Annotated in this window: 15 protein-coding genes, 1 tRNA gene and 1 riboswitch; of the genes, 9 read left to right on the top strand and 7 right to left on the bottom strand. The window is 65.6% G+C overall.

The window, feature by feature from the left end:
• The first annotated feature begins 110 nt into the window (after window positions 1–110).
• From ACMAUO_RS15245 to ACMAUO_RS15225, 5 genes are all read left to right on the top strand, one after another.
• Window positions 111–1,253, top strand: coding sequence for a metallophosphoesterase family protein (locus ACMAUO_RS15245; RefSeq protein WP_420357795.1), 1,143 nt, complete (start codon window positions 111–113; stop codon window positions 1,251–1,253).
• On the top strand, window positions 1,250–3,940 hold the full coding sequence (locus ACMAUO_RS15240; RefSeq protein WP_420357794.1) for an AAA family ATPase: 2,691 nt from the start codon (window positions 1,250–1,252) through the stop codon (window positions 3,938–3,940). Before ACMAUO_RS15245 ends, ACMAUO_RS15240 begins: the two co-directional genes overlap by 4 nt.
• 32 nt (window positions 3,941–3,972) lie before the next feature.
• A complete protein-coding gene (gene moaB / locus ACMAUO_RS15235; protein WP_420357793.1) occupies window positions 3,973–4,521 on the top strand; it encodes a molybdenum cofactor biosynthesis protein B in 549 nt (182 codons plus the stop codon).
• Between the two features lie 31 nt (window positions 4,522–4,552).
• Window positions 4,553–5,128 carry a DJ-1/PfpI family protein gene (locus ACMAUO_RS15230; RefSeq protein WP_420357792.1) on the top strand — a complete coding sequence of 192 codons (576 nt, stop codon included), beginning with the start codon at window positions 4,553–4,555 and terminating at the stop codon, window positions 5,126–5,128.
• Window positions 5,129–5,243: 115 nt separating this feature from the next.
• The gene (locus ACMAUO_RS15225) at window positions 5,244–5,855 is read left to right on the top strand and encodes a POTRA domain-containing protein (RefSeq protein WP_420357791.1); all 612 of its coding nucleotides are present in this window, start codon (window positions 5,244–5,246) and stop codon (window positions 5,853–5,855) included.
• An 84-nt stretch (window positions 5,856–5,939) separates the two neighbouring features.
• Here ACMAUO_RS15225 and ACMAUO_RS15220 read toward each other — a convergent pair whose 3' ends face one another.
• Window positions 5,940–6,386, bottom strand: a complete 447-nt coding sequence (locus tag ACMAUO_RS15220) for a hypothetical protein (protein ID WP_420357790.1) — start codon at window positions 6,384–6,386, stop codon at window positions 5,940–5,942.
• Window positions 6,387–6,538: 152 nt separating this feature from the next.
• The gene (locus ACMAUO_RS15215; RefSeq protein WP_420357789.1) at window positions 6,539–8,662 is read right to left on the bottom strand and encodes a M3 family metallopeptidase; all 2,124 of its coding nucleotides are present in this window, start codon (window positions 8,660–8,662) and stop codon (window positions 6,539–6,541) included.
• 307 nt (window positions 8,663–8,969) lie between these two features.
• On the opposite strand from ACMAUO_RS15215, the gene ACMAUO_RS15210 reads away from it, so the two are divergent.
• Entirely contained in the window at window positions 8,970–11,351 is a 2,382-nt protein-coding gene (locus ACMAUO_RS15210) for a TonB-dependent receptor (RefSeq protein WP_420357788.1), read from the top strand.
• 24 nt (window positions 11,352–11,375) lie between these two features.
• Here ACMAUO_RS15210 and ACMAUO_RS15205 read toward each other — a convergent pair whose 3' ends face one another.
• From ACMAUO_RS15205 to metZ, 4 genes are all read right to left on the bottom strand, one after another.
• Window positions 11,376–12,275, bottom strand: coding sequence for a dihydrodipicolinate synthase family protein (locus tag ACMAUO_RS15205; RefSeq protein ID WP_420357787.1), 900 nt, complete (start codon window positions 12,273–12,275; stop codon window positions 11,376–11,378).
• A gap of 195 nt (window positions 12,276–12,470) precedes the next feature.
• The gene (gene folE / locus ACMAUO_RS15200) at window positions 12,471–13,088 is read right to left on the bottom strand and encodes a GTP cyclohydrolase I FolE (RefSeq protein WP_500862076.1); all 618 of its coding nucleotides are present in this window, start codon (window positions 13,086–13,088) and stop codon (window positions 12,471–12,473) included.
• A 35-nt stretch (window positions 13,089–13,123) separates the two neighbouring features.
• A complete protein-coding gene (apaG, locus tag ACMAUO_RS15195; protein WP_420357786.1) occupies window positions 13,124–13,600 on the bottom strand; it encodes a Co2+/Mg2+ efflux facilitator ApaG/CorD in 477 nt (158 codons plus the stop codon).
• An 18-nt stretch (window positions 13,601–13,618) separates the two neighbouring features.
• Window positions 13,619–14,812, bottom strand: a complete 1,194-nt coding sequence (metZ, locus tag ACMAUO_RS15190) for an O-succinylhomoserine sulfhydrylase (protein WP_420357785.1) — start codon at window positions 14,810–14,812, stop codon at window positions 13,619–13,621.
• Window positions 14,813–14,934: 122 nt separating this feature from the next.
• A riboswitch (SAM riboswitch) is annotated at window positions 14,935–15,015 on the bottom strand.
• A 123-nt stretch (window positions 15,016–15,138) separates the two neighbouring features.
• On the opposite strand from metZ, the gene ACMAUO_RS15185 reads away from it, so the two are divergent.
• The 3 genes from ACMAUO_RS15185 (at window position 15,139) to ACMAUO_RS15175 (ending at window position 17,939) form a co-directional block, all read left to right on the top strand.
• A tRNA-Gly gene (locus ACMAUO_RS15185) sits at window positions 15,139–15,212 on the top strand.
• Window positions 15,213–15,433: 221 nt separating this feature from the next.
• Window positions 15,434–17,272: a tyrosine-type recombinase/integrase gene (locus ACMAUO_RS15180; RefSeq protein ID WP_420357784.1), complete on the top strand. Its 1,839-nt coding sequence runs from the start codon at window positions 15,434–15,436 to the stop codon at window positions 17,270–17,272.
• Window positions 17,273–17,477: 205 nt separating this feature from the next.
• Window positions 17,478–17,939, top strand: coding sequence for a hypothetical protein (locus tag ACMAUO_RS15175; protein ID WP_223846537.1), 462 nt, complete (start codon window positions 17,478–17,480; stop codon window positions 17,937–17,939).
• A 26-nt stretch (window positions 17,940–17,965) separates the two neighbouring features.
• Here the strand turns inward: ACMAUO_RS15175 and tnpC are convergent, their stop codons facing one another.
• Entirely contained in the window at window positions 17,966–19,534 is a 1,569-nt protein-coding gene (gene tnpC, locus ACMAUO_RS15170; RefSeq protein ID WP_420357783.1) for an IS66 family transposase, read from the bottom strand.
• Window positions 19,535–19,563 lie beyond the last annotated feature (29 nt).

Raw genomic sequence — 19,563 nt, 5'->3', positions numbered from 1 at the left:
CCGCCGGTTCGGCGTGGGTTTTGTCCTGCGATGACGATGGCTGGTATGCAGGAGGGGCATGCCCCATTGTGCCCTCTGGCCGTCGCCGCCGGATCGGGCGATAAGGGGGCATGCGCCTGCTTCATACGTCTGACTGGCAGATCGGCAAGGTCTTCCGCTTCGCCGACGACGACATCCTGCCCGTCCTGCAACAGGAACGGCTGGAAGCGATCGGACGGATCGGCCGCCTGGCCCGCGCCCAGGGGGCGGAATGCGTGGTGGTGGCGGGGGATATCTACGACCATCTGCGCCCGTCCGAACGCACGTTGCGCCAGCCGGTCGAGCGGATGCGCCAGTTTCCCGACCTGAGCTGGCACCTGATCCCCGGCAATCATGATTTCAACGAACGGGACGGGCTGTGGGACCGGCTGGCACGGACCGGGCTGCCGGATCATATCGTGCCGCATCTGGCCCATGTGCCGGCGCCCCTGGATGCGGCGGGCACGGCGTGGCTGCTGCCGGCGGGGCTGGGGCATCGGCATGTGATCGGCGATCCGACCGCGTGGATGGATGGGGCGGTGACGCCGGAGGGGGCGATTCGCGTGGGGCTGGCGCATGGGTCGGTGCGCAGTTTCGGTGAGGAGGCGCCGGGCCATAACCTGCTCGCCGTCGATCGGGCACGGCAGGCGGGGCTTTCCTATCTGGCGCTGGGCGACTGGCATGGCGCCGTGAAGATCGATGCCCGGACCTGGTATTCGGGCACGCCGGAGATCGACGGGTTCGATCTCGGCGGGACGGGGGGCGGCCAGGCGCTGCTGGTGACGCTGGATGGGCCGCGGGCCGAGCCGTTGGTGGAACCCCATGTCGTGGGGCGCTTTCGCTGGGAGCGCGCACAGGCGGTGCTGACCTGTGCCGATGATATCGCGGCGCTGGAAGGGCGGCTGCGTGCGCTCGACCCCGACGACCCAAGCCGGGTGCTGGTGTGGCTGGCGGTCAGCGGGGCGCTGGGGCTGTCGGACCTGGAGGGCTGGCAGGCGCGGATCGTGGACGGGCTGGGGTCGGCATTGCGGCTGCTGCGGATTGACGGCGCGCCGGGGCTGGCGCCGTCATCGGACGATCTGGAGGCATTCGGGCCGGGGGGCGCGGTGCGGGCCGCCGCCGAGACGCTGGCGCGGCAGGCCGGCGAGGGGGACGATGCGGCGCGGGCGATCGCGGCCGCGGCGTTGCAGCGGCTGTATCTGCTGGCGCGTGATGGGGCCGGGGGGATGGCATGAGCGGCGGCATGATCCTGCGGGGGCTGGAAGTCGAGCAGGTTCGTCGGTTTGGCGACGCGGTGCGGCTGGTGGGGCTGGGGCCGGGGATCAACCTGCTGGGGGCGCCGAACGAATTCGGTAAATCGACGCTGCTGGCGGCGTTGCGGGCGGTGTTTCTCCTCGCGCATGGGTCCAAGGCAGGACCGGTCGCCGGCCTGCAACCTTATGGAGGGAAAGGGGCGCCGCGTATCGCGGTCGATTTCACGCTCGATGGCTGCGACTGGCGGCTGGAAAAGCGCTTCATGCAGCGTGCCTTCGCTCGGCTGGAGGGCGGGGGCGAACGGCTGGATGGTGATGCGGCGGAAGCGCGACTGCACGATCTGCTGGGTGTGGAAGCGGGCAGGCGCGGTGCCGAGGCGATGGGCCTGCTGAACGCGCTGTGGGTGACGCAGGGGCAAAGCCTGGTGCAGCCGGATTTTTCGGACCCCGCGCGGGCGACCATCCGCTCGTGCCTGGAGGCGGATCTGGATGCCATGACGGGCGGGGATGCCGCCGCGCGGGTGCTGTCGCGGGTGGCGGCCGATCTGGCCGTGCTGCTGGACGGGCGGGGCAATCCGCGTGGCCGTTTTCGCGCGGCGAAGGAGGGCGAGCAGGAAGCGGCGGCCGAACTGGCGCGGCTGGAAGGCCGGCGGCAGGCGCTGGAAGATGATTTGAACGCCATGGCGGATTTGCGCCGCCGCCTGGCGCATGAGGACGATGCCGACCGGCGCGAGAAGGAACGGGCCGATCTGGCGGAGGCGGGCCGGGTGCGTGACCGGCTGCGCGATTACGATGCCCGGTATCGGGCCGCGCGCGCGGTGCGCGACCATGCGGCGGCGCAACTGGCGGCCGTGCGGCAGGATCTGGCGGGGCGTGTGGCCTGGGAGCGCGATCTGGTGGCGGGGACGGCGCGGGTGGCGGAACTGGAGGCGGCGTTCCTGGCAGCGCAGGGCGTGCAGGCGGCGGCGACGGCGGCGCATGCCGCGCGGCTGGACACGGTGCGGGTGGCCGATATCGCGCGCCGGACGGCACGCGAGGCGCTGGATCGGGCGGCCGGCCGGGTGGAGCGGGCGCGGCTGGCGCATGAGCGGCGCGAGGCGGCGGCGGCGCTGGATCGGCTGGAGCAGGCGGCGCGGGCGGTGACGCGGGCGGTGGCGGAGCGTGAAGCCTGCACGATCGACGATGCGCGGATGGACGCGATCCGGCAGGCTGAACGCGCATTGGATGCGGCGCGGGCGGCCAGCCAGGCCCAGGCGACGACGCTGGATATCGTGCTGGCCGACGGCGCGTACGGGCGGCTGGTGCTTGACGAGGTGGCGCTGGAGAGCGGCCGCGTTGTGGTGACGGACAATGCGCTGCTGCGGATCGAGGGGATCGGCACGATCCGCATCGCGCCGGCCAGCCATGGGCGGGATACGCTGCGTGCGGAACTGGCCGGGGCGGAAGAAGCGCTGCGCCGGGCGCTGGCAGAGGCGGGCTGCGCCGATATTGTCGGCGCCGAGGCTGCGTTGGCGGCGCGTCGGCAGGCTGAACTGGCTTTTCAGGCGGCACGGACGGTGCTGGGTGGGCTGCTGGCCGCCAGTGGTCAGTCGCCGGTGCATGCGACGGAGGCGGCCCGGCGGCGGCTGGCGGATCTGGATGTGCGGATCGCCCGGATCGGCGAGGCTGACGCGGAGGCGGCGGCGGGCGATCCGCTGGCGGTGCTGGAGGCGGCCCGTGAGGCGATGCAGGCGGCCGAGGATGGGTATGAAGCCGCGCATCGGGCGCTGCTGGCGCCTGACGAGACGATGCGGCGGGCGGCGGAGGATCTGGCGCGCCTGCGGGCCGAGGCGCAGGTGGCGCGGGATGGCGTGGCCCAGTTGGCGCGCGACCTGGAGGCCGCGCGGGCGGTGGAGGCGGATGACGCGCTGTCGGCCCGGCTGGCTGCCGACCAGAACGCTGCCGAGAGGGCGGAGCAGGCGTTGCTGCGCATCGAGGAGACGCGGCCCGAAGGGACCGAGGCCTTGGCCGATGCCGCGATCCAGCGGTTGGAGCGCACGATTCAGGATGGGCATGCCCGCCTGGCCGCATTGCGGCAGGAGATGGCGGCGCGTGAGGCTCGCATTCGCGCGGCGGAGGGCGATGGGCTGGACGAGCGGATTGCGGCGCAGGAGCGGTTGCGCGCGGCCCATGCCGCCGAGGACGCGGCGTGCGAACGCGAGGTGGCGATCCTGAAGTGCCTGCGCGATGCGGTGGCGGCGGCGGAGCGGGCGGCGACCGAGCGCTATCTGGCCCCGCTGGCCCGTGCGGTGCAGCCGGCGTTGAGCGCGCTGTTTCCGCGTGCCGTGGCTACGGTGGAGCCGGATTTCAGTATCTCGGCGCTGTCGCGGCGGATCGACGAGCCGTTCGTGAATCTCTCGGACGGGACGCGGGAGCAGATCGCGGTGCTGGCGCGGCTGGGGCTGGCCGACCTGATGCGGGCGCGGGGGCGGCCGGCGATGCTGGTGCTGGATGATGCCCTGACCTATGCCGATTCGGGGCGGCTGGACCGGATGTTCGACATTCTGACCGAGGCCGCCGGGCGGTTGCAGATCCTGATCCTGACCTGCCGGACGGAGCTGTTTACCGGGCTGGGGGCCAGGCGGCTGGCGGTTGAGCCGGTGGGTGGCGAGGCAACGGAAGGCCATTGACGCCGTTTCCGCCGATGGGGGAACATGGCGCCATGTCAAAGCTGGATCTTACCCGTCCCTTCCTGCCTGTTCGTATCGCGGTGATGACCGTGTCGGACACGCGTACCCTGGAAACCGATACCTCCGGCGCCTTGCTGGCCGAGCGGATCGTGGCCGCCGGGCACGAACTGGCGGCGCGCAGTATCGAGCCGGACGATGTGGACCATATCACCGGGTGCCTGAAGGAATGGATCGCCGATCCCGATATCGACGTGATCATCTCGACCGGGGGCACCGGCGTGACCGGCCGTGATGTGACGCCGGAAGCCTATGAGCAGGTGCTGGAGAAGCGCATCGAGGGGTTCGGCGAACTGTTCCGCATGCTGTCGTACCAGAAGATCGGGACCTCCACGATCCAGTCGCGCGCGCTCGCCGGGGTGGCGCGGGGCACTTATCTGTTCGCGCTGCCGGGATCGAGCGGAGCGGTGAAGGATGGGTGGGACGATATTCTGGTCTGGCAGCTCGACAGCCGGCATCGGCCCTGCAACTTCGTGGAACTGATGCCGCGCCTGCGTGAGCATCTGCCGGCTTCGCACGACTGAACGGACGACCGTAGAGAGAGGAACGCGATCCATGAGCGCGAAGAAATTGCTGCTGCTGGCGGGCGACTATGTCGAGGATTACGAGATCATGGTGCCCTACCAGGCGCTGTCGATGCTGGGGTTTACCGTCGATGCCGTCTGTCCGGGCAAGAAGGCGGGCGAGCATGTGCTGACGGCGATCCATGATTTCGAAGGGGCGCAGACCTATAGCGAGAAGCCGGGTCATCGTTTTGCACTGACGGCGGATTTCGAGGGGGTGAATGCGGCGGATTATGCCGGGCTGGTGATTCCGGGGGGCCGGGCGCCGGAATATCTGCGGCTGGATCAGCGGGTGATCGACCTGGTGCGGGCCTTTGCCGGGCGGCCGGTCGCCGCCGTGTGCCATGGGGCGCAGTTGCTGGCCGCCGCCCGCGTGATCGAGGGGCGCACCGTGTCGGCCTATCCGGCCTGCCGGCCGGAAGTGGAACTGGCGGGCGGGATCTATGCCGATATCGCGGTTGATGACGCGGTGACCGACGGGTGGCTGGTGACGGCGCCGGCATGGCCCGCGCATCCGCGCTGGCTGGCGCAGTTCATCGCCGTGCTGGGAGCAAAGGTGACGATCTGATCGTTTCGGGGCCGCCCATGTCGGGCCCCGGCATTGGCATGGGCGGATAGCTGTGCATCATGGACGGGCAAGGGCGGCGTTTCGGTCGCCCGGTCATGCTTGGGAGAATTCCGTCTTGCGCACCCGTCATCTTCTGGCCCGCTCGGCGCTGGCCGTTGCGATCGCCACCGGCTTTGCCTCCGCCGCGTTCTCCGGCCCGCAGGCCCTTGCCGCTTCGCCGCCGGCGGCCAATGCGCCGCTGAAGCTGAAATCGCTGGTCATTACCGGGAACAAGCAGGTCTCGACCGACGAGATCCTGGCGGCGCTGCCGTTCCATCAGGGTGATACCGTGACCCGCGACCAGATCACTGCCGGCGCGCAGGACGTGATGGGCGTGTATCAGAAGAAGAACGTGGGCCTGAAATTCGGCCAGAAGATGAAATTCGTCGGGGCCGCCGTCTATGTCGAGTGGGGGATCGAGGAGCAGGCGCCGGAGGTGGTGCAGACCGCGCTGGTGGTCGACCAGATCGTCTTTACCGGCAACAAGAAGCTGTCTGCCGCCGACCTGACCAATGCGACGAAGCTGCGTCCCGGGTCGCCGATCGATCAGGCGGCGATGGCGGCCGACCAGACGGCGGTGCAGAAGGCTTATCAGGCGCATGGTGTCAGTGCGGCGATCCAGGTGGTGCCGTCGCAGGCCGCCGGGAGCAACCATGTCGTGCTGACGTATCAGATCAGCGAGAAATAAGCGTGGTGGGCGCGGGGTGCGGCTGTTGGCCGTGCTCCGCGCTTTTTTCCGTATCGCCGTAGCGTGCGGTTTCGGGTGGGCTACTCAGAAGCGGACGGTCAGGGCTCCATTTTGGGGGATCGCGGCCCATTGAAGCGTCAGTTCGTCGATCCGCTTTCGGATTGCCGCTACATCATGAGATGAAATCGCGGCGATACCGTGTCCGCGCGCCGTGCAGGCATGCTCGTATGTGGCAAGGAAGTCCGCCACCGGGACGCGGCCGCCCCACATTTCGGCTTGAAACGTCTCAACCAGCCGCTCGACCGCTTCCTCGATATCTCCGCCACTGGTGGTGAATATTGCTGCCTGTCCTTCCTTTGCGAGGGAGAGGAAGCCGCGATGAGCGAGCACGCTCTCCACGGCGTAATGCATCATGTCATGCGGGATGATGCCTTGTTTCGGGCATGCGATCGTCTCCGTTGCGCCCCCGCTTCGCACGATGGTCAGCTCGTCATGTTTGCCGCTGCGTTTTACGAATGTCAGTTCCATCATGCCAGTCCATCCGGCCGAACGGCACGGTCTGATGCGCGGGAATGGTTTCGGCGCAGGTTCGATTGCTGAAATGGGGCGGATTTGCCGGTTGAATGTGGGGGAGTGTGCCGATGCACGCCGGATTGCTCCGGCGTGCGGTTGCGGGGTTGGGGTCAGTTCGGGTCCGTGCCCAGGATGCGGTGGTTGAGCATGGGGGTGATGTCGGGGTCCTTGCCGTAGAAGGCGCGGAACATGGGGCCGTAATCCTGCGTGTGGCCCTGGGAGAGGATCATGTCGCGGAAATGCTGGCCGTTTTCGCGGGTGAGGCCGCCATGTTCGCGGAACCAGGCGAAGGAATCGTCGGCCAGCATCTGGGTCCACAGATAGGCGTAGTAGCCGGCGGAGTAGCCGTTGGACCAGATGTGCAGGAAGTAGCTGGTGCGGTAGCGGGTAGGGACGAGGGCGGTGTTGAGGCCGGTCTTGTCCAGCGCCGCTTTTTCGAAGGCGTCGACATCCTGCTCGGGGGCGCTGGCGGGGAGGGCGTGCCAGGCCATGTCGAGCTGGGCCGCCGCGATGAGCTCGCCCATGCTGTAGCCGCGATTGAAGGTGGCGGCTTTCTTGATCTTGTCGACGAGGGCCTGCGGCATCGCGGCGCCGGTCTTGTAGTGGCGGGCGTAGTGGGCGAAGACGGCCGGGTCGAGCGCCCAGTGCTCGTTGAACTGCGAGGGGAATTCGACGAAGTCGCGCGCGACCTGGGTGCCTGAGACCATCGGGTAGGTCTGGTTGGCGAACAGGCCGTGCAGGGCGTGGCCGAATTCGTGGAACATGGTGACCACGTCTTCGAAACTGATCAGGTCCGGCTGGCCGGCCGCCGGCTTGGCGATGTTGGCGACGTTATAGATGACCGGCTTCGTGCCCAGCAGTTTGGACTGGCCGACGAAGTTCGACATCCACGCGCCGCCATTCTTGTTGTCGCGCTTGAAATAATCGAAATACATCAGCCCGAGCGTCGAGCCGTCCTTGTCGAAGACCTCGAACACCATCACGTCGGGGTCGTAGACGGGGATGTCCGTCCGCTGCTTGAAGGTGATGCCGTAGAGCTGGGTGGCCGCGAAGAAGACGCCGTCGCGCAGGACCGTGTTGAGCTCGAAATAGGGCTTCACCTGATTTTCGTCGAGCGCGTAATCCTGTTTGCGCACCTGTTCGGCGTAATGCGTCCAGTCCCAGGGCTGCAAGGTGAAGGACTGGCCGTCCTTGCGGATGGTTTGCTGGATGCGGGCGGCCTCGTGATCCTGCTGCGTGCGGGTGGCCGGGGCCAGTTCGGCGATGAAACGCTGCACGGCGGCCGGTGTGTCGGCCATCTGGTCGTACAGCACATAGGATGCGAAATCGGGGTAGCCGAACAGGGCGGCTTTCTGGGCCCGCGCGTGGGCCAGGGTCGCGATCGTGGCGCGGGTGTCGTTGGCGTCGCCCTTTTCGGCGCGCGTCCAGCTCTGCTGGAACAGGGCCTCGCGGGTGGCGCGGTCGGTCATGTCCTTGAGGTCGGGCTGCTGCGTCGTGTTTTGCAGCGGGATCACCCATTTGCCGGGCAGCTTGCGGTCGGCGGCATTTTTCGCGAAGGCGGTGATCGTGCCGTCATCGAGGCCGGCGAGGGCGGCCTTGTTGTCGACGACCAGCGCGCCGTCGCGGGTGGCGGCCAGCAGCTTCTGCTGGAACGCCGTTTCCAGCGTGGAGATCTGCGTATTCAGGGCGCGCAGCTTGGCCTGGTCGGAGGGGGAGAGCTTCGCGCCGGCATGGACGAACTGCTGGTAGTACAGCGTGAGGACCTGCGCCTGTTCGGGTGTCAGGTCCAGATGGGCGCGGTCGTTGTACAAGGTCTCGACGCGCTTGAAGAGTTTCGCATCGAGATAGATCGAATCCTGATGTTGCGAGAGCAGCGGGGCGATGTCGCTCTGGGTCTTGTCCAGCGTGGCGTTGGTGTTGGCCTGGTAGACGCCATAGAAGGTCATCGATACGCGATCGAGCATGCGGCCCGAGCGTTCCATCGCCACGATCGTGTTGTCGAAGGTCGGGGCGGCATGGTTGTTCGCGATCCGGCGCATCTCGCCCTTCTGGATCGCCATGGCCTGGAGGAAGGCCGGCTTGTAGTCGCTGTCATGGATCACGTCGAAACGCGGTGCCTGGAGCGGAAGCGTGCTGGGACTTGCAAACGGATTGGGTGCGGCCATTGCTGCGCCGGAAAGACCGGCAAGGGTGGTCGTGGCGACCAGTGCGCTGATGCGGAAAAATCGTGTCATTCGGGAAGCCCTTGGAACCCAGGCGGCGCCGGACGGTGCCGCTGGCGAAAGCCGGATGATTCGGCCGATGGTCATTTATAGGCAGGCTGGACCGGTGTGGGAACCCGCGCGGGGTGACAGGTACGCGACCGAAGGAAAGCGCGGGCGCGTGTGGATTTGTTTATGCTATTTAATATAGCATATTGCATATTTTGGTCCGGTACGATTGACTGCCGCGTGGCGTTCCGTTGCTCTGGTTTTCGGCCCGAAGCTGCGTTCGCTCCTTGAGGTCCCTTGGATGGTTTTTGGAATATCTATTGGAGAACGCATGTTTCCGATGTCTCGCCATGTATATAGCAAATGCTATATTTGTGAGTATATGCAGTTTCATGGCGGGTCGGGAAGTGCTCGTCTTCGGCTGGGTGCGGGAGGGTGGAAGGTCGTCTTTGCCTGCCTGGTGATCGGGACGGGTTGGCCGGGCAAGGGCGCCGCATCGGCGGCTCCGGCGAAGGGCATTGTGCCTGCGGCGGTGGATGCGACGCGGGAGAAGGGCGTGCGGCAAAATATCGCCGATGCGAGGGGCGTGCCGGATCGGGCTGGGAAGAATGCGCGGGGCCGTGGTACCGGAGGGGCATCGGTTGCCGCGTCGGCGCCGCCGGACGGTCGTGAGACGGTCAATGTCGTCGGGTACCTCAATCGGGAGCGGGCCCGCATCTTTCCCGGTCTGGGGGCCGTCGATTACAGGATCGACCAGCGCCAGATCGCGGCCACGCCCCAGGGGCAGAATGCGGCGTTCAATCAGATCCTGTTGCGTGTGCCGGGCGTCGTGCTGGACAGTTACGGAGAGGTGCATGTGCGCGGCGAGCATGGTGGCCTGACCTATCGCGTCAATGGCGTGCTGCTGCCGGAGGGGCTCAACGGGTTCGGGCAGGAACTGGATACCCGTATCATCCAGTCGCTCGACCTGCTGACCGGTACGCTGCCGGCGCAGTTCGGTTTTCGGACCGCCGGGGTCGTGGATGTCACGACCAAGACCGGCGACAGTCTGAAACATAATCAGGTTTCGCTTTACGGGGGGAGTTACAACAGCTTCGTCCCGTCGCTTCAGCTCGGTGGGCAGCGCGGCAGATTGGATTATTTCACGACGCTGTCGTTTACGCGCAACGCGATCGGGATTGAAAACCCGAGTGACACGTTTCGGGCTGTTCATGACGTAACGGAGCAGGAAAAGGCTTTTTCCTATCTGTCCTACCATATCGACGACGCCAGCAGGGTGACGCTGCTGACCAGTGCGTCCTATGCCGATTTCGAGATTCCGAATTCGTTCAAGACGTTCGATGTGAACAGTCCGGATTACACCAGCATTTATGATGTGGCGGGCGTCGATCGGCACGACCCGGCCATGAACTGGGCCAAACTGGATGACAGCCAGACGGAGCAGAATTATTATGCCGTGCTCTCCTATCAGCGGAGTACGGACAAGATGAATTTTCAGGCCTCGCCGTATTTTCGCTATGGCCGCATAGATTATACGCCGGATCGGGATCGTGACCTGATTTATCAAGGGGTTTCGGAGCATGAGGTCAACGACTTCACGACCGGCGGCATGCAGTTCGATCTGTCATATGAGATCGCCCCCCGTCATACCGTGCGGGCGGGGATTCTGGGGCAATATACGTCCGAACGGCTCGATACGAATACGCTTGCCTTTCCCGTCGATGCGCAGGGTGAGCAGACTTCCGACGTGCCGGTGCGCCTGATCGACAATACGGGAAACTGGTCGGTGGAGGCGGGGGCGTATATTCAGGACGAATATAGGATTACCCATGACCTGACATTCAATTACGGGATTCGCTACGACCGTTTTGCGTCGTCGTTCGGCAATGAGGGGCAGTTGAGTCCGCGTACGAACATGGTCTGGAAGCCGAACCGCAGCACGACCCTGCATATTGGGTATTCGCGCTATTTCGCGCCGCCTTCGCCGCAATACGTCTATCCCTCGACGCTGGCGCGCTTCGCGGGGACGACCAATGCGGCGGCGAACATGATCGACGACGCAACGAAGGTCGAAAAATCACATTATGTGGACGGCGGGATTCTCCAGCGCATTACCCCGGAATTTCAGATCACGCTCGATGCTTATGCCAAATGGGCGCATGACCTGACGGACCTTGGACAATTTGGCCGCGCGGTGATCCTCGCACCTTTCAGCTACAGGCGGGGACGTGTTTATGGCGTGGAATTCGGGAGTTCGTGGCGGCATGGTCCGTGGTCGGTGTTCGGGAATTTCTCTTATGTGAAAACATCCGCGCGGAACATCAATTCAGCGCAGTACCAGTTCGATATGGCGGAACTGGCCTACATAAAAGGCCATGCGATCCAACTGGACCACCAGGGGGAATATACGGCGACGGCCGGCGCCTCGTGGACCACGACGCATGACATGGCTTACGTCGATTTCGTGTATGGCTACGGCCTGCGCAGCGGCTTCGCCAATCTTGCGAAAGAGCCGGACTATGATGTGTTCAACATCGGCTACGAGCATCGTTTCACGAAGGTGCCGTTCGGGCATGACATCAGGATCCGTGCCGATGTCGTCAACCTGTTCGACAGGCGCTACCAACTCCGGAACGGGAGCGGTGTCGGGATCTATCAGGCGCAATATGGGCAGCGGCGGGGCACGTATTTCTCGGTGGTTGCGGAATTCTGATCTTTTTCGAAGATAGGGTGGCCCTTAGGGCGCGTTTTTGGAGCACGCGCGGAGGGCTTCGACGACACGTTGCTGGTCGGGCTCGGGCAGGGGGAGGATCGGCCTGGGTGGCATGGCCTGGGACAGGCCCAGGTGATGGATTGCGGCGTAGGCGACGCGGAGGCTGCCGAAGGCGCGGAAGAGCGCCCATAATGGCCGGAGTTGCTGCGTGCAATGCAGCACTGTGGCGTGGTCGCCGGTTCGTGCGGCGGTGGTCAGGGTGCGGGCCAGGTGCGGCAGGAAGCCGCCGAGGACGCTGAACCAGCCGTCGCATCCCGCCAGCAGGGCCTCGGCGGCGATCCAGTCGCCGCTATAGCCGATCGCGAGTTTGCCCACCGGGCTGGCCCGGAGCCGGGCGAGTTCGTCGGCGACGGTGCCTTCGGGCGGGGGTGGCATCTTGACGGCGGCGATGTTGGGAACGTCCGCCAGGCGTTCGAGCAGTTCCGTGCCGAAGGTGAAATGGGTGGTGCTGGGGTTGTTGTAGATGCACAGCTTCAGCCGGGTGGCGCCGGCGACCGCCACATAGTGCTGGTAAGCCTCTTCCTGCGTCAGGGGCGTGTAGGACACCGGAGCCATCAGCAGGCCGTCGGCGCCTTCGGCCTCGGCGTCGCGCGCGAGGGCCTGGGCGTCGTCGGTGCGCAATGTGCCGATGCCGACGATCAGGGGCGTGCGGCCGCCGACGCTTTCGACCGCGGCAGCGATGGCCCGGCGGCGTTCGGCGCGCGTGAGATAGGCATAGATGCCGGTGCTGCCCAGCAGGCCGATGGAATCGACACCGGCCGCCGAGAGATATGCCGTCAGGCGGGCGACGCCTTCGACATCCACGGTACCGTGCGCGTCGGCCGGTGTGATCGGGAAGGCGGACAGGCCGTGGAAGATCGACATACGTTCACTCGGCGGCGGGGAGGGGAATATGGGAGGCTGTTTCAAATGCTCTGATAGTGAGTGGAAGCGTGGCGTCAGCCGCGCGTCTGGCGGTGGTTTTCGAGCATCGGAGCGGAGCGGCCTTGATGGCCGTGAGCACCGAAGCGCAGGAAACCGCCGTCAGGCCGCCGCTAGCGGGGCTTTTGAAGCAGCCTCTTACAGGTGGGCGGTGGCGACCGAGGGGCGATTGAGCATGGACATCAGCTCGCGCCGTGTGTCGGAATTGGTGCGGAAGACGCCCAGCATGCGGCTGGTGACCATCGAGACGCCGGGGCGGTGGACGCCGCGCGTGGTCATGCACTGATGGCCGGCTTCCAGGATCACGGCGACGCCGTGCGGTTGCAGCACGTCGTTGATCGTGTTGGCGATCTGTGCGGTCAGGCGCTCCTGGATCTGCAGGCGGCGGGCGAAGGCGTCGACCACGCGGGCCAGTTTGGAAATGCCCACCACCCGCTTGCTGGGCAGGTAGGCGACGTGGGCGACGCCGATGATCGGCACCATGTGGTGCTCGCAATGGCTTTCGAAGCGGATGTCGCGCAGCAGGACGATCTCGTCGTAATCATCGACCTCGGAGAAGGTGCGCGACAGGATCGCCGACGGGTCCTCGCCATAGCCTTCGAAGAATTCCTCGTAGGAGCGCACGACGCGGTTGGGCGTGTCCAGCAGGCCCTCGCGCGACGGGTCCTCGCCTGCCCAGCGCAGCAGGGTGCGGATCGCATCTTCCGCCTCCTCGCGAGAGGGGCGGAGAAGGGGGGCCTGGGACATTTCGGTCATGAATCCTGTCTTCGGGGAGAAGCGTGCGCGGCGCGCTAGTGGATGATGGTGGGGTGGTAGGGACAATCCAGGCTGAAGGGCGGGACCTGGACGTCGAACGGCCGGTGCGAGCGGGCGTCGATCATGTGGTAGCGGCCGCGCATGAAGCCGGTCGGCGTCTGCAAACCGGTGCCGGACGTGTATTCGAAGACATGGCCGGGTTCCAGCACCGGTTGCTCGCCGACCACGCCGTCGCCGTGGACATGCTCGATCCGGCCGGTGCCGTCCATGATCTCCCAGGTGCGGCGCAGGAGCTGGACCGTCTCGCTGCCCAGATTCTCGATCCGGATGCGATAGGCCCAGGCGAAGCGATGCTCCTCGGGCGTGGACTGGTCGTCCAGCCAGAAGGTCTGCACGACCACGCGGATCGCGTTGGTGGTCGCCTCGTAACAGGGGGCGCCTTCCATGGCCTCCGCCAGAGCGGCATCCGGGTCGGGGGGCATTCCCGGAGGTGGCGGTCTGTCAATGGCCATGGCGTGGTTCCTGTCGGTTCAGCGCGACCGCAGGGCCGCGAGGCCGCGATCGAGGTCGTCTTTCAGGTCGGCGATATCTTCCAGGCCGACCGAGAAGCGGATCGCGCCGTCGCTGATGCCCAGGCGCGCGCGTTCCTCGGGGCCGATCTTCATGTGCGTGGTGGTGGCCGGGTGGGTGACCATCGAGCGGGCGTCGCCCAGATTGTTGGAGATCGCGATCAGGCGCAGGGCGTTCATGAAGGCGAACGCGCCCTCCTTGCCGCCCGCGACCTCGAATGCCACCAGCGTGGAGGCGTCGCTCATCTGGCGCCTGGCCAGTTCGTATTGCGGGTGGTCGGCGCGGCCGGGGTAGAAGACGCGGGTTACGCCCTCGGCGGCGGCCAGGTGGTCGGCGACGGCGGCGGCGTTTTCGGTCATCGCGCGCACGCGCAGCGGCAGCGTTTCCAGGCCCTTCAGCATCACCCAGGCATTGAAGGGCGAGAGCGCGTTGCCGGTGTTGCGGGTGAAGGGTTGCAGCGTCTCGGTGATCCAGTCGCGGCGGCCCAGCACCGCGCCGCCCAGCACGCGGCCCTGGCCGTCGATATGCTTGGTGCAGGAATAGACGACCACGTCGGCGCCGAGTTCCAGCGGCTTCTGGTAGAGCGGGGTGGCGAAGACGTTATCGACCACCACCAGCGCGCCGGCCTTGTGCGCGAGGTCGGAGATTGCCTGGATGTCCAGGATGTCGAGCATCGGGTTCGACGGGCTTTCCAGTAGCACCGCCGCCGTCGGGCGGGACAGGGCGGCGGCCCAGGCGTCCAGATCGTGCCCGTCGACGAATTCGGTCTCGACGCCGTAGCGGGGCAGCAGGTTGGCGACGATCCAGTGGCAGGAGCCGAACAGCGCGCGCGACGCCACCACCCGGTCGCCGGCCTTGACGTGCGACAGCAGGGCCGAGGAGACGGCGCCCATGCCCGTGGAGGTCGCGATACAGGCCTCCGCACCTTCCAGGTCCGCCAGGCGGGATTCCAGCGCCGCGACGGTGGGGTTGCCGAAGCGGCTGTACTGGTAATGGACGACATCGCCGGTGAAGGTGGCCTCGGCCTGCTCGGCATTGTCGTAGACGAAGCCGGAGGTGAGGAACATCGCCTCGCTCGTCTCGCCGAAGGGCGTGCGCTCGACGCCCGCATGCAGCAGGCGGGTAGCGGGGCGGTAGGTGGAGTCTGTGCTCATCGTCAGTTCCCGGAACAAAACCGTCAGGAGGCCGAGGCTGGGAGCATCCGGGTGACGGACCGGTTCCGTGGCCCCGCGTCCTGACGCGGAAATCCGACCGTGGAAACCGTGACGCCCGCGGAGTCTGGCGGTGTCAGGCCTCTTTAGCGCGTCTGTTTAACCTCGTCGCAAGCCGGCCGATCCAAATCCCGAGGGTCCGTCGGCCCCTATCGGGGGCTGGCAGACGACAGGGTTATTGCGGATCGGGGGGGCGCTCGTCAACCATAGTGGGGCAGCGGCGGTGGATTGCATCGGGGCGGGCGGTGCGGTATAGGGCTGGTCGCGACGCGGGTGTAGTTCAATGGTAGAACGGCAGCTTCCCAAGCTGCATACGAGGGTTCGATTCCCTTCACCCGCTCCATAGCATGTTCCATGGAAATCCACCGAGTTCCACAAGGGCTTGAAACCGCAGGAAATTTCCCCGGCCGAGTTCCACTGGGATCCATGGAAATCTACCCGCAGCCACTCGCGTTTAGTCCATTTTTTAGTCCGTCTTTGCGGGTGTACGCGAATCCGGTTTCTGCCGGGTATGGACGGCGAAGGTGACCGACGATCGCTCCTGATGTCCCTCAGGAGTTCCTCATGTCTCTTACCGACGTCGTCGTCCGCCAGGCCAGGGCCACGGGCAAGGACTACACGCTGGGCGATCAGGACGGTCTGTCCCTCTGTGTCACGGCCAGAGGCGGCAAGTCGTGGCACTTTCGCTACAGCTGGCTTGGGCGCCAGAAGCGTATGTCGCTCGGCAGCTACCCGGAGGTCAGCCTGCGGGAGGCCCGCACTTTGCGAGATCAGGCTCGGGCGCTTGTCGCGCAGGGAGCCAATCCCCAGGTAGAGCGCGACCAGCGGCGTTCCGCAGCCCGGCAGGCGGCCGAGCATAACTTCGAAGTGGTCTTCACCCAGTGGCATGCCCATCGCGCCCTGTCTCTGCGCCATGGTCGCCAGACCGCGTTGTCCCAGGTGGAGCGTATCTTCGCCAAGGACGTGCTGCCGGTTCTCGGTACCTTATCGATCTACGACATCCGGCGTCATCACCTGCTGGACGTGCTCGATCGGGTGGAGAAGCGCGGCGCGCTCAGCATGGCGAAGAAGATTCGGTGCTGGCTCAACCAGATGTTCCGCTACGCGCTGGTGAAGGTCCCTGGGCTGGAACAGAATCCCGCCTCGGATCTCGACGTGGTCGCGCGTCCGCTGCCGCCGGTGCGCAACAATCCGTTCCTGCGTCTGGATGATATGCCCGCATTTCTGAAGCGGTTGCGTCGCTATCGTGGCCGTCTTCAGACGCAGGTCGGCATCCGTCTGCTGCTCCTGACCGGTGTGCGCACCGGCGAGTTGCGCGCGGCCACCCCCGACCAATTCCATCTCGACGAGGGGCTGTGGGTGATCCCGGCCGAGTCGGTGAAGCAGCTGCAACTCACGCTGCGCAAGCAGCGCAAGAGGCCGCAAGATATCCCACCCTATATCGTTCCATTGTCAGCCCATGCGATCGAGATCGTGCGTTTCCTTCTGGCGCAAATGGCCCCCGCGCAGCGCTATCTCTTTCACCACGACTCGAACCTGCGGAAGCGGATCAGCGAGAACACTCTCAACGCCGCGCTCAAGCGGATGGGGTACGCGGACCAGCTGACGGGTCACGGTATCCGAAGCACACTCTCCACGGCGCTCAATGAGATCGGCTACCCGATGAACTGGATCGACGGCCAATTGTCGCACGCCGATCCTCACCGTGTCAGCGCGACCTACAACCACGCGCTTTATGTGGAGCCCCGTCGGCGCATGATGCAGGACTGGGCCGATCGTTTGGACCTGCTGGAACAAGATCAGGTGATGGCCGCCAGTACCCCGCTGGCCGTTCGGATCGAGGAGGGAGCGGCAGGCGGAGAAAAACCATCGCCGTCACGTCCCCTCCCACCGTCGCCGCAATTGCGGCTTGTCGCGGAGGTGGCCGGCGAACCGATGCCCACAGTCCCGGTGCATCGCCTGTCGGCTGTCCGCCGACCGGCTCAGGAAGAGAACCCGGCGCTCTCGCAGCTTCAGCGTGACCAGATGCTGCTCATGGACACGCTGGAGGCACCGCACAATCTCCCGGTGGCCGAATTCGCCAAGCTCGCCGGGAAGTCTCGCCGTTGGATCAGCTACGAGGTCCAGGCGGGGAACCTGTTGGCGATTGCCGTGGGCAACCGGGGGCAGCGTGTGCCCGACTGGCACCTTGATCCGGTCAAGCATCGGATGATCCAGGCGGTGCTCAAGCAGGCGTGGGACGCCGATCCTTGGCAGATCTACCACGCCCTGTCCCGTCCGAATGCGATGCTTGATGGACGTGTGCCGGTGGAGACGGTCACGCAAGAAAATCTCCCGGAAGTGGCCCGCGCCACGTGCTTCAGTCTCAAGGCAGCGGATAAGGGGTTCCGCCGGACGGCCTGACGTATGTTCCAATCGCGACGGGCGGTCTCGTGACCAGGCCGCTCTGGCTCAGCGGGCCTCCTTGATCTGCCCTGGGCTCTGAAAGGAAAGCCCAGGCGGACCGGAAACGAGGCGACCATGCCGAGGTGGCTCGGGTTCCTATTATCGGGGCACGCTCGATTTCAACAAACGGCTGGACAGCACCACCGCCCTGCGCATCACCGGCATGGGTAGCGAAAACAATATCGTCGGCCGTGACTTCATCTATTCCCATCGCTGGGGCATCGCGCCGTCGATCGCCTTCGGGCTGGGTCAGCGCGCGACGCTGGTCCTGCAATATATGCACCAGCAGGAAAACTCGGTCCCCGATTTCGGCGTGCCTGTCGTCAAAAAACCGGGTGCGGCCTTTGGTGCGCCGATTACCGGATACGGCATTCGCCGTACCAATTTCTACGGTACGAACAACGACCAGAATGCCTCCAACGACAATATGGAGACCGCGCGCCTCTCCTTCAGGCTGAACAAGCACATCACCTTTTATGACCACCTGCGCGGCGGCGAATATTACCGCACTTTCGCGGCGTCCAAGGCGACATGCGATACGACCTGCGTCAATAATTACTTCCTGGGCAATCCCAACGCCGCCCTCGTCGCCCGGTCCGGCCCGGTCGGTGCTGGCAATGGGTAATCATCCGGCGAGAGACGCGGGCGTATTCAGGCGGCGATGGTATTATGGTCGTGGTGGCGGGCTTTCCAGTGCCAGGGCAGGAGTTCATGGAGGCGTGGATTGGGGATGTCGCTGATCCGTGCCAGGACATCGGCGAGCCAGGCCTGGGGATCGACATTGTTCAGGCGTGCCGAGACGATCAGGGAATACATGGCGGCGGCGCGTTCTCCGCCACGATCGGAACCGGCGAACAGCCAGGCTTTTCTGCCCAGGGCAATGCCGCGCAGAGCGCGTTCTGCTGCATTGTTTGAGAGACAGATCCGGCCGTCAGTGAGGAATCGTGTGAATGTATCGGCACGTCTGAGAAAATAGTTCATGGCCTGGGCAACGGGATTTTTGGTCGACATGCGCCGGCAACACTCCCGCATCCAGTCGAACAGATCGTCGACCAGAGGGGCTATGTCTGTTTGACGGACCGTCAGCCGGTGTTCCGGGAACATGCCGTTGATGGCGCGTTCAGCTTCGAATATGGCGTCGATCCGGTGAACCGCCTCCATAGCCAGCGGGGCCTTGTCCTTCTCGGCGATTTTGAACAGCCCTCTGCGTCCGTGGGCCCAGCATCCGGCGGAGACGACCGGCGCGGGTTGGCGTCCCGGTTTCGCCAGAGTGTTATAACCCGCATAGGCATCTGACTGCAGAATGCCGGTCCAGCCGGTGAGATGGTCCGTGGGATGTTCGCCCTTGCGGTCCCGGGAATAACGGAACCAGACGGCTGGCGGTGCTGGCCCACCAAATGGACCATCATCACGCACGTAATTCCACAATCGTCCGGTGACTGTCCGGCCTTTCGCCAGAACCGGCACGGTGGTGTCGTCCGCGTGCAGGCGTTGTGCCGCCAGCACATGCGCCCGGATCAGCGTAGTCAGGGGGGCCAGCGTCGCGGTGCAGGCCCCCACCCAGTCGGCCAGTGTCGACGTGTCGAGATCGATCCCTTCGCGGGCAAAGGCATCGCTCTGGCGGTTCAGCGGCAGATGCTGCAGGAACTTGTCGCACAGGATGGTCGACAGCAGCCATGGGCCGGCGCGTCCACGCGCGATCGGATGGAAGGGGGCGGGTGGCTGGGTGATGCTCTCGCAGTCCCGGCAGGTGAACTTCTCCCGCACCGTCTGTATGACCTTGAACTGGCGCGGGATCATCTCCAGCGTCTCGGTGACGCTCTCCCCCAGTTTGCTCAGACGATCGCTGCCACAGCACGGACACTGTGTCGGTGCGGGGATGACGACCCGCTCGCGCGGCAGATCGGCACGCAGGGGCTGGCGCCCCCGGTTGCTCCTGGGTGCTGTCGCACGGACGGCGGGATTCACGGCGTTTTCGGGCGCGTCCTCGGCGAGTGTCGTCTCCAGCTCTTCCAGTTCGAGTTCGAGCTGGGCCAGCAGGCGGCGCCCCCGCTCCGACGAGGCGCCGAAACGGTCCTGGCGCATCCGCGCGACAAGATGTTTGAGATGGGCAACCTGCGCTTCGGCGCTGGCCGCACGGGCTTGCGCGACCTCGGCACGCGCCTCGGCAGCGGCAAGTGCTGCGCGCAAGGCGATGATGTCGTCCGTGTCTCCCGTCATGAAGGCAGTTGATCACATGGGCGCTCAAA

Origin of the sequence: Gluconacetobacter brunescens, from assembly GCF_048695475.1 — a bacterium.
GTDB lineage: Bacteria > Pseudomonadota > Alphaproteobacteria > Acetobacterales > Acetobacteraceae > Gluconacetobacter.
Note: the sequence above shows the minus strand (reverse complement) of the source record. Positions and strands in the feature narration are given on the sequence as shown.